General features: G+C 36.8%; 6 protein-coding genes. 5 read left to right on the top strand and 1 reads right to left on the bottom strand.

What is annotated here, in order from left to right; genetic code table 11:
* Nucleotides 1–133: 133 nt before the first annotated feature.
* From LV704_RS10940 to LV704_RS10920, 5 genes are read left to right on the top strand one after another with little or no spacing between them, the layout of a single operon-like run.
* Nucleotides 134–3,439 (top strand): VCBS repeat-containing protein, encoded by a 3,306-nt coding sequence (locus LV704_RS10940; protein ID WP_163420175.1) that lies wholly within the window; start codon nt 134–136, stop codon nt 3,437–3,439.
* Complete coding sequence (locus tag LV704_RS10935; protein WP_163420177.1) at nt 3,432–6,680, top strand: VCBS repeat-containing protein; 3,249 nt, start codon at nt 3,432–3,434, stop codon at nt 6,678–6,680. Before LV704_RS10940 ends, LV704_RS10935 begins: the two co-directional genes overlap by 8 nt.
* 12 nt (nt 6,681–6,692) lie before the next feature.
* On the top strand, nt 6,693–8,021 hold the full coding sequence (locus LV704_RS10930; RefSeq protein WP_163421822.1) for a vanadium-dependent haloperoxidase: 1,329 nt from the start codon (nt 6,693–6,695) through the stop codon (nt 8,019–8,021).
* A gap of 31 nt (nt 8,022–8,052) precedes the next feature.
* On the top strand, nt 8,053–8,952 hold the full coding sequence (locus LV704_RS10925) for a GyrI-like domain-containing protein (RefSeq protein ID WP_163420179.1): 900 nt from the start codon (nt 8,053–8,055) through the stop codon (nt 8,950–8,952).
* The gene (locus LV704_RS10920) at nt 8,949–9,809 is read left to right on the top strand and encodes a hypothetical protein (protein ID WP_163420181.1); all 861 of its coding nucleotides are present in this window, start codon (nt 8,949–8,951) and stop codon (nt 9,807–9,809) included. Before LV704_RS10925 ends, LV704_RS10920 begins: the two co-directional genes overlap by 4 nt.
* Here LV704_RS10920 and LV704_RS10915 read toward each other — a convergent pair.
* Nucleotides 9,806–13,522 carry a metallophosphoesterase gene (locus tag LV704_RS10915; protein ID WP_163420183.1) on the bottom strand — a complete coding sequence of 1,239 codons (3,717 nt, stop codon included), beginning with the start codon at nt 13,520–13,522 and terminating at the stop codon, nt 9,806–9,808. The genes LV704_RS10920 and LV704_RS10915 overlap by 4 nt on opposite strands.
* Nucleotides 13,523–13,560 lie beyond the last annotated feature (38 nt).

Below are 13,560 nucleotides of genomic sequence, written 5' to 3'. Positions count from 1 at the left end.
TCAAAACAGCAATTCCTATATTAAGATGCCATATAATCATCAAAATATGTTACATATGTTTCTATAAAACATTAACTAATTCGGTTTTCTTTGTTACTAGGGGAATGGTTATCTTACCCCCTATTTTGATGAAATGAGAAGAATCTACTGGATTTTCTTTAGTGCTATTTTGCTTGGTGTTGGTTGTTCTAAAAACAGCTCAGAAAGCTTTTTTAAAAAACTACCTGCATCACATACTGGTATAACTTTCAAAAACGAGCTCAGGGACACCCCAGAACTCAATATTCTTACGTATCTCTACTACTATAATGGTGCGGGGGTTGCTGCTGGTGATTTTAATAATGACGGTTTAACTGACCTTTATTTTACATCAAACCAAGGAGCGGACAAGTTCTACATGAACAAAGGGAACTTTAAGTTTGAAGATATCACTAATGCTGCGAACGTTAACAATAGTGATGGGTGGACAACAGGCGTAACCCATGTTGACGTTAACAACGATGGCCTATTGGATATCTACATATGCAAGGTTGGCAACTATAAAAAAATAAAAGGAAAGAATCTGCTTTATGTTAATCAAGGCGTTGATGAAAAAGGAGTGCCTGTTTTTAAAGAGGAAGCATCTAAATACAATCTTGATTTCTCAGGATTCTCTACACAAGCGGCATTTTTTGACTATGATATAGATGGAGATTTGGATATGTACCTGCTCAATCATTCCGTAAGTCCCAATAGATCGTATGGAAAGGGAATAAAGAGAAAGCAAATAGACCCGCTTTCCGGCGATATTCTGTATAGAAATGACAATGGAAATTTTGTTGATGTTTCAGCTGAAGCTGGAATTTTCCAAGGTGGTATTGGATATGGTCTTGGGTTGGGAGTTAGTGACATTAATAATGATGGGTATGCTGACATATATGTGGGCAACGATTTTTTTGAAAATGACTACCTCTACATCAACCAAAAGAATGGAACTTTTAAAGAGGTGATTTCTGAGGATGAAACCAAGTTAGGGCACACTTCCCATTTCTCTATGGGTAACGACATTGCGGATATTAATAATGATGGTTTAACTGACATTATTTCTTTGGATATGCTACCAGAGAATTTGGAGACCTACAAAACCTCTGGCCTTGAATATGCTTTTCCGGTATATCAACAATACTTGAAAAACGGTTTTGCTCCGCAATACATGCAAAACACGCTACACCTTAATTTAGGGAATACAAATTTTAGTGAAATAGCCAATTTGAGTGGTATTTCCGCTTCAGAATGGTCATGGGGATCTCTTTTTGCCGATTTTGATAACGATGGTTACAAAGACATCTTCATTTCCAATGGAATAAAGGGAGCAACCAATGACATGGACTTTATCAGTTTTATAGCCAATGATAAAATTCAGAAACAGATTGAAGAGGGAATGTCAGAAAAGGAAATGGCCTTTATCAATGAACTGCCAGAAAAAAAGGTCCCAAATTATTTCTTTAAAAATAATGGCGACCTGACCTTTCAAAATGTCACCGATTCTTGGTCAAACAAAGAGGATTCATACAGCAATGGTTGCGTCTATGTAGATTTGGATAATGATGGGGATTTGGATTTGGTAGTCAATAATGTGAATGATGAAGCTTTTATTCTTGAAAATACTCTTGACTCAAAACCAAATCACAACTCTATTAAAATAGCTTTTAAAGGGGATAAAGAAAATACGTTTGGCATTGGCGCCAAACTTATTGCACAGACTACAACTGGGACTTTAGCTCAAGAGAACTATGTGAGCAGAGGGTACTTATCTGCTGTTCCCAATACACTCCACCTGGGAATAGGCAAGGATTCCATTTTAGCATCACTTACAGTTATTTGGCCCACTGGAAAATACCAAAAACTTGAATTTGTCAACTCAGGAGCTCTAGAAGTTGAAGAAAAGAATGCAAGTGGTAATTTTTATGCCGAAAGGAATAGTGCTAAGCCTTCAATATTTATTAAAAAGGATAGTCTCATTTCTTTTGTTCATAAAGAACAATCTACTTATGATTTTGACAGAGCTCCCTTGGCACCTTTTGCCAATACAAATGAAGGACCTTCTATTTCGGTAGCTGATGTAAACAATGATGGCATTCAGGACATTTTTATTTCGGGAGCAAAAGCGCAGGCATCTAAACTCTATCTCCAAACTGTTGAAAGGGTATTTATAGAAGAACAAAGCGATGTTTTTTCCACAGATGCATTCAATGAGGACGTTTCACATGTATTTTTTGATGCCAATGGTGATGACTTTCAAGATTTAGTGGTAGTAAGTGCGGGTAATGAGTTTAAATCCTCCAATAGAATACAACCAAGACTTTACCTTAATCAAAATGGAATATTTTTAAAAGACCCAGAAGCATTTAAGGGAGTTGAGCTCAATGCCTCTAAAGTTACCGCAGTTGATTTTGATGGAGATGGCCATACGGACATCTGTATTAGCTCTGACCAAGTACCGCAGCAATTTGGAACTACCGCAACACAATATCTGTTTAAAAATAATGGAAGTGGGGTTTTTGAAGATGTTACAGCAAGTGTTTGCCCTAGTTTTAAATCCATAGGTAATGTGAAGGATATGATCTGGACAGATTTGGACGGTAATGGGTTTAAAGATCTTATAGCAGTTGGGGAATGGATGCCAATTTCTGTTTTCATGAACGATGGTAAAAAAATGGAACTGGTTTCAAACAACGGTTTGAACAAAACCCATGGCCTTTGGAGTTCTATCATTGCTGAAGATTTTGACAATGATGGGGATTTGGACTTGGTAGTAGGAAACTGGGGGAACAATAGTAAGTTAAAAGCATCTACCGAAAATCCGATTACCCTTTACAGTCGCGATTTTGATGATAACGGTTCTATAGAACCATTAGTCACTTATTTCTATAATGAAAAAGAAACACCTTTTGCATCTAAAGATGAACTGGTAAAACAAATGCCTTTTTTAAACAAGAAGTTCCTTTCTTACGAAAGCTTTGCAAAAGCCTCCCTGGAAGACCTCTTTGGTTCTGAGAATCTTAAAAATGCGCTGCAGAAAAAGGTTTACGAACTTTCTAGTTGCTATTTTGAAAATATTGGAAGTAACACTTTCAAAAAAATTAAATTACCCACCATGGCTCAGGTTTCTACAATCAACGACATGATTGTAGATGATTTTGACAAGGATGGTCATAAAGATATTCTTGCCGTTGGCAACAACTATGAAATTAGCACTCAGCTAGGTAGGATGGATGCATCACATGGCATACTTTTGCGTTTTGGGGAAAATGGTTTTCAATGGGCAAAAAATATGGGGGTTAACATTCCCGGTCCAGCTAGGAGCATCAAAAAACTAATGATCAATAAAAAGGAATATTATATGGTTGGGATGAATAATTCCGCCCCTTTGTTTTTAGAAAAAATTCAAAATGAATAAATACATTTCTTTATCACTCCTCTTCCTGGTTGTTATAGGTTGTGGAAAAAAAGAAGGTGAGCTTTTCTCAAACCCATCTGCCGAAGATACTGGGGTTACATTTACCAATACCCTAACGGAATCAGATGATCTAAACATTTTGGACTACCTCTATTTTTATAACGGTGGTGGAGTTGCTATTGGCGATATCAACAATGATGGTCTGCCAGATATTTTCTTTTCAGGAAATCAGGTAAAAAACGCATTGTATTTAAATAAAGGTGGACTAAAGTTTGAGGATATTTCTGAAACTGCAGGTATTCAAGGGAAGAGTTCATGGAATACCGGTACCGTAATGGGAGACGTAAACGGAGATGGTTTTTTGGATATTTACGTGTGTGCCGCAGTTGGAATCAATGGGTTTGAGGGCCATAATGAGCTGTTCATTAATAATGGCGACAATACGTTTTCAGAAAGTGCTGCAAAATATGGATTGGATTTTGATTCGTACAGTTCTTCTGTTGCTTTCTTGGACTATGACCTAGATGGGGATTTGGACCTTTACTTATTAAACCATGCAGTGCATACCCAAGAATCGTTTGGTAGAGTTGATCTGCGCTATACACGGAATTTTGAAACGGGAGATAAACTGCTTAGAAATGATGGGGAGAAATTTACTGAAGTCAGTGAAGAAGCAGGAATCTATGGCGGAATCAATGGATATGGGTTGGGTATAGCCGTTTCCGATTTTAACTTAGACGGTTATCCAGATCTTTATATTGGAAATGACTTTCATGAAGATGATTATTACTATTTAAATAATGGTGATGGAACGTTTACCGAAAGTCTTAGAAAACACTTTGGACATACAAGCAGGTTCTCTATGGGGAGCGATGTTGCTGATATTAATCATGATGGCTTGCCGGATTTTATTTCTTTGGATATGCTTCCGGAAGATGAAACCCCGTTAAAATCTTCAGAAGGGGATGATAATATTCAAGTTCAACGACTTCGTATTGAGCGTTACGGATATCATTATCAATTTACAAGAAACATGCTTTATGTAAACCGACCCAGCGGCAACTATCTAGAGACTGCATTGCTTAGTGGGATTGCGGCCACTGACTGGAGTTGGAGCGCACTGTTTGGAGATTACAATCAAGATGGAGAACAGGACTTGTTTGTTTCCAACGGAATTCCAAAACGTCCTAATGATTTAGATTACATCCGTTTTATTTCCAACGAACAGATTCAGAAGAAACTGGACAACACTAAACTTGTAGACCAAGAGGCACTTAATCTAATGCCTTCTGGAGCAATAAATAATGTTGTTTTTAAAGGCAGTACAAATCTTCAATTTGAAAACAAATCTGACCATTGGATTACCAAGGACACCTTAATATCAGGTGCTACTGCATACGGGGATTTGGATAACGATGGAGATTTGGATTTGGTTACCAATAACATAAACTCACCTGCCACCATTTATATAAATAAGACCAACGCAAGTGCAAACTATCTTAAGATTCAACCCAAGTTTAAAGAAAAGAATCCTTTTGCTATTGGAACAAAAGTCTATTCTTACCACAAAGGTATACTGCAATATAAAGAGCTCTATACCAGTCGAGGGTTTCAGTCGAGTTCAGAGCCGGTAATACACTTTGGGTACGGAAATACCCAAAAGGTTGACTCAATAAAAATTGTTTGGCCAGATAAGTCATATCAAACTCTTAAAGACATTGCCGCCAATCAAACCTTAGAGGTAAAGCTGGATAATCCCAAACCATTTAGTTACAAATCGATTAAATCCAAAGCTAAAATGCTTTTCAAAAAAGTAGATGATAATTTGGGGATAGATTTTACACATATAGAGGACAATCATATCGACTTTAATAGAGAAAAACTCATTCCTTACCGTGTATCCGATTTAGGTCCGGCAACTGCGATAGGAGATTTAAATGGGGATGAAAAAGAAGATATTTTCTTTGGGGGATCAAAGTTCTTTCCTTCTAAAATTTATGTGCAACAGGATACATCATTTGTGGAGCAAAATTTTCTTGAGCTACAAAAAGATTCGGTTAAAGAAGATGTGGTTGCACTAATAAAAGATTTGAATGGAGACGGAAAGAATGATGTTTTTTTAGGTTCAGGCGGGGCAGATTTCTCAGGAAAGGCAAAACCTTTACTAGATAGTTATTTTACTAAAAAGGATTCTACTTTTAGAAAATCCAATTTGCCAGATTTATTTGAAAATGTTTCCGTTGTTAAAGCAAATGATTTTGACCACGATGGTGATTTAGATCTTTTTGTGGGTGCCAGTACTGTTACATCCAAATTCGGAGAGATTCCCAATTCATACATATTGCTAAATGAAGGTGGCAATTTTTCAATAATGGAAAATGCCCCATTCCAAAATGCTGGAATGGTCACAGATGCTATTTGGACGGATTTTGACAATGATGGCCAAAACGATTTGATCTTAATAGGAGGGTGGATGGCTCCTAAATTCTATAAAAATTCCAATGGGAGTTTTAGTGCAGTAGACCTTCTGGATAGTCCGTTAAAAGGTCTTTGGCAAGCTATTCACCCTTTTGATATTGATTCCGACGGAGATATGGACTACTTGCTTGGCAATTGGGGTTCCAACTCAAAATTTAGCGCGTCTGAAACAGCTCCTATGAAAATGTTTTTCTCCGATTTTGATGAAAACGGAAGTACGGAAACTATTGTTGCCACGCAAAAAAATGGAAAATACTATCCTATTCTGGGGCTGGACGAATTATCAGGACAATTGGTCTTTCTTAGAAAAAAGTTCAATACCTATAAAGAGTTTGCAGGGAAAACCATGGAGCAACTTTTTGACAAAAAAGTCCTTGTCAAGGCAAAAGTCTTAGAGGTTCATGAGCTGCGTTCTGGCTATTTGAAGAATGTAGGTAATACATTCACTTTTGTACCCTTTAAAGCGGAGCTACAAGTTTCTCCAATTAAATCCTTTTTATCCCATGATTTTAATGGCGATTCTAAAAATGAGGTTTTAGTAGCTGGAAACTATTTCGGCGTCACACCTTTTCAAGGAAGGTTCGATTCTTTTCCGGGAGCATTGATAACTAATGAAAAAGATATAATTTTGGGTGATAGATTGGGCTTAGATCTTGCACAAAAATCAATAAGACACCTAAATATAGTCGCAACCAATAGCGGAACTTATCTATTGGTAACGCTTAATAACGATAAAGCCCAGATATATAGGGTACAGAATTAAAACTATTTGATGATGAAAGGACAAATCGGCTTACTACTTCTATTCGCTACGTTTCTTTTTTCTTGCACGGAAGAAAGTAAACCCATTACTATAACACCTGAAGATTTTCATGGTTCAGTTGACAAGGTAACAGAAGTAATGATACATGATATTTTTTCGCCGCCAGTGGCAAGTAGAATATTTGCTTATCCAAATATCGCTGCTTATGAAATCTTGGCCTCACAAGAAAATGAATACCTATCATTAGCCAATCAGGTTAGAGACTTAAAAGCTATCCCTGCTCCCAAAGAAGGAGACGTTATCAATCATGAATTGGCTGCATTAATAGCGCATATAGAATTAAGTAAGCGCCTTATTTTTTCTGAAGATAGGATTGAAGCTTATCGCGATAGTCTTTATACTATATGGGAGCGTAAAAATGCAAAAGAATTCAATAGTTCAAAAACATACGGACTGGAGGTTGCGGAGCATATTGCAGAATGGATGAACGGTGACAATTACAACCAAACCCGAACCATGCCAAAGTTTACAGTTGACACTGATAATCCATCAAGATGGCAACCTACGCCACCGTCGTACATGGCCGGAATTGAGCCACATTGGAACAAAATAAGACCTTTAGTAATAGATTCTGCCAGTCAGTTTAAGCCTTCTCCTCCTCCTCCATTTTCCATGGAAGAAGATTCGGATTTCTTTAAAGAACTAAAGGAGGTCTATGACATTAGTAATCAAATAACTTCCGCTGGGGATGATTCAGAAGAAGTTGAGATTGCCCAATTTTGGGATTGCAATCCCTATGTATCCGTGACTAGGGGGCACTTAATGTTTGCAACCAAAAAAATAACCCCTGGAGCGCATTGGATTGGTATTACAAAAATTGCAAGTAGAAAATCAAATGCAGACGTAAACAAAACGGTTTACGCTTATACCAAAGCATCAATTGCCATGGTCGATGCTTTTATAAGTTGCTGGGATGAAAAATACAGAAGTAATCTAATACGTCCAGAAACACTTATTAACGAACATATAGATGAGAATTGGGTCCCCATTCTACAAACGCCTCCATTTCCTGAGTATACCAGTGGCCATAGTGTAGTGTCTGGTGCAGCGGCAACAACCCTAACCAATATTTTTGGAGAAAATTTTGCTTTTGATGACGATACTGAAGTGCCTTACGGATTACCTGTGCGTTCTTTCACTTCCTTTAAACAAGCAGCAGATGAAGCTGCCATAAGTAGAATGTATGGTGGCATCCATTATCGCCAGGCTGTGGATGTAGGAGTAAAGCAAGGACGGGATTTAGGCAAATTTGTTGTGGACAATCTTAAAATGATTCAATAATTCTTTAACCTAAAATTTAATTTAAGTACTGATGAAACGAAAAATTTCTTTGGTAACAGCTACTATTCTTATTGCTTTTTTGGGATGGTACTTTTTTGTAAAACCCAATGATTATCTAATAACGTTTACAGCCAACTCTTTTCCTGGTACAATTAATCAAACCATAAAAAGTTGGGATAAACGAATGCAATCCAGTGTTCCATTGGAACAAGATGGACTATTGAACATCAAACAACAATTAAAATTTGGTGATTCCATAGTCCAATATGATTGGGAAATCATCCCTATTACAGATTCTACCTCAAAAATTAAGGTAAGAGTTAAGGATTTGAACAATAGTTTCATGAACAAACTCATGATTCCTTTTGCCTCAACGGTTATAGAAGAACGCTCTAAAAAAAATCTTGTCAACTTTAATCAGTATCTAAACAATCACATCAAAAGCTTTAAGGTAAGCATAATTGGAGAGGATGAGATAAAACCAACTTTTTGCGCATATCTGACCGTTAGAGGCCTCCAAGCTCAAAAGGCATTTGAAATGATGAGAGACCATCCTTTTTTAAGTGGTTTTGTAAAACAAAATAACCTAGAGCTAAATGGCTCTCCTTTTGTTGAAATTACTAAGTGGAATATTGAAACTGACAGTGTTGAATACAACTTTTGCTATCCCATAAGAAAGTCAGACTCTTTACCCAAGAATGATGAAATAAGGTACAAAGACTTTAAGGGCGTAAAAGGTATAAAGGCAATTTATAATGGAAACTACATAACCTCTGATCGTGCATGGTATAAGCTTTTGGATTATGCTCAAAAGAACGATATTGAAGTTATCAATACACCGATAGAGGTCTTTTATAATAATCCTAGTCTAGGAGGAAATGAATTAGAATGGAAAGCAGAAATATTTATGCCAATTAAAGAATCTCAATGAATAAGCTGACTATTTTCCTAGTATTTGTGTTCCTTCAAGGATGTGCCCAAAAACCTTACTATGGCGACTTAACGTACTTGGGAAAGCTTCCCTCAAAACTCAGTGAGGTATCCGGTATTGTTTCTATTGGTAATACTTCAGCTTGGGTAATAGAAGACAATGGAAATAAAGATCATTTATACGCCATAAACCTTAAAGGAAATCTAGTGAAGGAATTTAAGGTAGAAAATGCTAAAAACCATGATTGGGAGGATTTGGCGAATGACAAAGAAGGAAACCTTTACATAGGGAATTTTGGAAATAATGCCAATGACAGAAAAAATCTTTCCATCTATAAATTACCAAATCCAGAAAATGAGACTGGCAAAAAAATAAAAGCGGAAAAAATAAGCTTTCATTATCCTGAGCAGAAGAAGTTTCCGCCAAAAAAATCAAAATTGATGTTTGATTGTGAAGCATTCTTTTATAAAGACAACTTCCTATATCTCATTACAAAAAATAGAACCAGGCCTTATACTGGAAAGGCCCTTATTTATAAAATTCCAGCCGTTGTTGGCTCTCATGAAGCAAAATTGATAGGAGAATTTACCGCCTGTACAGACCAACAATTCTGCTCTGTCACTGGTGCTGATATCTCTCCTGATGGAAAGAAAGTTGTGTTACTGGGCTCTGGTTTTATATGGTTGTTTACTGATTTTAGTTCGGATGATTTTACAAAAGGCACTCTGCGCACCATAGATGTAAAGCACAGAACCCAGCAAGAATCCATTTGTTTTGTTGACAACAGTACTCTTTTAATAGCGGATGAACAATCTAAAACTAAAGGACGTAATCTATATTCTTATCAGATTGATTAGAACCCGAAGCCTACTCCAAAAGCAAATCGTGGGCCATCTGAACTATTAAAGAATCCAAAGTTAGCGGACAGAATATCAGCCCCATTTAGGAAAAATCCGCCACCATAAGAATTATGCCACTTGTCTGAAGAATCTCGCGGAAACCAAACTCTACCATAATCAAATCCTCCAAAGATTCCAGGCGTTACAGGCAATACACCAGTTTTACGCTTTCTAAAACTATATCGTAAATCTGTATTTTGATAATAGGCCGTTTTCCCAGTAAATCGTTGGAAACGAAATCCTCTCAAACCATCGTTCCCACCTATACTAGCACCTTGATAAAACTCAAAATCATCTCCAATATTAAAATGACCTTTTATTTTTGTGGCCAAAACCAATCTACCGTCAGAACAGATTTTATGATCTATGGACAAGCTAGGCACTATAAATCCAAACGCCCTGCCTGAATCACTCAAATTCGTTTTATACCCTCCAAGCAAAGAAAAGCTCATTCCCATTGTTGGAAAAGCCTCATTGTCCGTATTGGAGTAACTGTATTCAGCATCCACTCCAAAAAAATCCTGTTGGGTATCTCTTCCTGTATCGGTAAAAAATCCTTCAATGAAACGACCTTCTGTTTCTTCTACATCATAGTTTTCATAAGAAACACCCAAACGCACTTTTGATCCTAAATAACCTCTCCAAACCAGAGATGGTGCAAAAGCAATGGTTCTAATTTTTACTCGATTAAAATCTAGCTCAAGAACCTCTTCATCATCATTGTTCACGGTTTCATTTCCAAAATCAAAGAAATTAATACTAAAATTTGGACTGGTAAATTTGGCATTCAGCTCCAAATTTACGTTTTCAAAAACGTTTGCAAACTCTCCGTTATATGCAAAATCAAACCCATTTGTAGCAAAGTAATAGGCCGCATTGAACGTGTGTTGTTGTGTAAAAGGATTCTGTCTAAATCCATTAAAAGTATACGTGTCGGTCAGTCCAATTCTAAATCCATCATCTGGATTAAACCCAAGTGATGGCAACAATTGATTGTTGCTAGCCTTTACTTTTAAAAATTCATAGGTATTGGTGTCATAATCATTTACTTCGTGAATTACTCCGCCAAACGCCTCATCATAGGTGTTCTTTTTTGCTTTAAAGTCATAAGTGTGTACTTTTTTAGACTTCTCAGCTATTTTATATTGATCATTGTTTTGTCCTCCTACAATTCTAACTTTTATCTTAGAAGACTGTGTATTTACCTCAAAAATATCGTCGTCATCTAAACCGTATACCCAGACTTCTTTGGTAAATTCTGGAGAATAAATCTTTTCAAAAAACAAATCCTTTTTCTTTCCATTCTTTATTCGATACCCTCTAACATCCAAACTTCCATTTTTCAATGAATTGATAATGAAATGGTCATCCTTGTCCGTACCCGTAACTACACTGTATTTATTTATTATCTTAAAATATTCTTGTGCTGTATTTACAAGATTTTGCTTTCTTTTTAGTAGTATCGTTTTAAAATTGGAAACGGTTTCATCATTAACTTCTTTTGGGAAAGCGGAGAATGAATCATCAATTACTGATTCATCTATTTTTTCCTGAATTAACCTTGCCTGTTCTATCCATAAGTCCCTATCAGTTTCAGATAGCAATGCCATATCCAAAGCAAAAGTCCTTGGTGATGCATTAAATCCTTTTACACTGCGTATTTCCTCATTAAAGCCTTCAAAAATTCGTAAAGAAGGAACTGTTCTTGTGGCAAATGACATCAACGCACCATCTCCCCATATTGAAAAGGCTTGATCTCTATCTCTTGGAAAAGGCTTAAAAACCTTATTCCCAGATTCATCTTTAAACTCCACCCAGCGCCATTGATCCACATGACGATCCCAATCACCAATCAACATATCAAACAAACGAGCTTTTACATATGCCTTTTTATCAATGCCATACTCCTCATCTTCCCTCAACTTATTGATTAGGTCATATGTACTTTCTATCTTATTGGAATACCCAAAACTCGCCAGCTCTCCATGCCCCTCAGATACATGTTCCTCAATCATGTACAGTCCATCTCCAAAATCATTATTGTAGTCACCAAGTGTATTTTGTTTGGGTATGTAATATAATTTTGGGTTTGTATGGTAGATGCCCACAGCGTCTGAAAGTGGACCAAGTGCGAATGGGGCATATGGGTGAGCTCCCGTGTAAAAGTCCATAAGCAGTTTTTCTGTATAAGAATCCTCAAATTCCCCTATAATATATTGTTCTTGAAAGGCAATTGCCTGTAAATATCGTTCTGCACTTTTTCTAAGTGCACGCATTACAAACTGCCTTCCATCTTTATGTTGAAGCCTTAAAGAGTTGGACTGGTTTCCACCACCTTTTCTTACTACACTAAGGCCCCCGAATAAAGTATCTAGACGCACCGTTGGCGCTTTTACCTTAGTAGCATAATATTTTCTATAACGATCTCCCCAAAGCCATTTATAAAAACCACTTCTATCTATCTCTTCATCTGTATAGATAGATGCCTCCATTTCAGCAGGAAACGTATCACTATAACCATTGCTTACCTTCTTTTTATCCGAAGTCAACACTTCTGAACTATATAGTAAATTTTCAACTCCATTATCCTCAAGACCATAAAAATCCACTCCTGAAGAACCATCCTTATATACTTTTAAAATGGCATAGCCCATTTGACCGGAAGAAAATTCACTTCCGTTGAGCAGACGGGTATAACCTTTATTGGCTCCTGAACCACTGACTATCTGAGGTATATTTTCTTCAATTATATATTGAAGCGTATGTTCATGGCCGGAAGCAAAAATTACCTTTTCGGAATATTGAGCCAGAGTGACCAATCGATTCTTTAACCGGTTGTACATTTTGTTATGCACATCTGTGATAGAAGCACCTGAAGTTTTTCTAAGAAGATTGCCTATTGTTCCCAAAATAGGAATTGGCACATTGCCGCCAACGGGATAAATATGTTCTTTGAATGAAAACTGCCCTCCGTGGGAACCATACGTAAACGCCGGATGATGCATGGCAATAATTGTGGTTTTGTCCAAATTCTTTTTAATCAATCCTTCCAATTCTTCAAAGAACCTACCCCTGTCCTTTATTTCACAATCATCGTTCATTGTTGGGTGCTTGTCCCAATTGGTCAAATACCATTCTGTATCAATAGCGATTACAACTATGTTATCACTTATTTCAATTTTTTCTATGGGGCATCCATTATCCGGAAAGAATACCTTTTTGCTATCCAACGCTTTTTGAATATACTTTTCCTCTCTTTCCAACCCTTCCAATCCTTTGCTATACCAATCATGATTGCCAGGAATAAAAACTGTCTTCCCCTTAAATTCTTTTACAGTGCTCAATTGCGCATCCAAATGATTTTTTGCTAACTCATGACCAGATGGGTCATCTTTTTTACTGGGGAAGCCTGCTGGATAGATGTTATCCCCTAAAAAAATGGCCGTGCTATTCTTGTCTGCACTGCCCAATTTAGATTTGAATATTTTAAGAGCAGGATTTAAATCCCCTACTGGAGATTTTCCCGCATCACCAATTAAATAAAAGGTATGTTCCACTTCTTTAGCGTTCAAATTTTTGCTGTTATTGAATGGAACGGCATATTTTGCCTCGTAAGTGGCACAGCTAGATACAATGGCCAATAAAAGGAGAACTAAGTAATGTTTTTTCATATAACTGAGGTTGATTCCAAAATTTTGTATTTTGGAGA

The organism is Flagellimonas sp. CMM7, assembly GCF_021390195.1.
In the GTDB taxonomy this organism is placed as follows: Bacteria; Bacteroidota; Bacteroidia; order Flavobacteriales; family Flavobacteriaceae; genus Flagellimonas.
The sequence above is the reverse complement of the archived record's forward strand: the minus strand, read 5'-3'. Positions and strand labels throughout refer to the sequence as shown.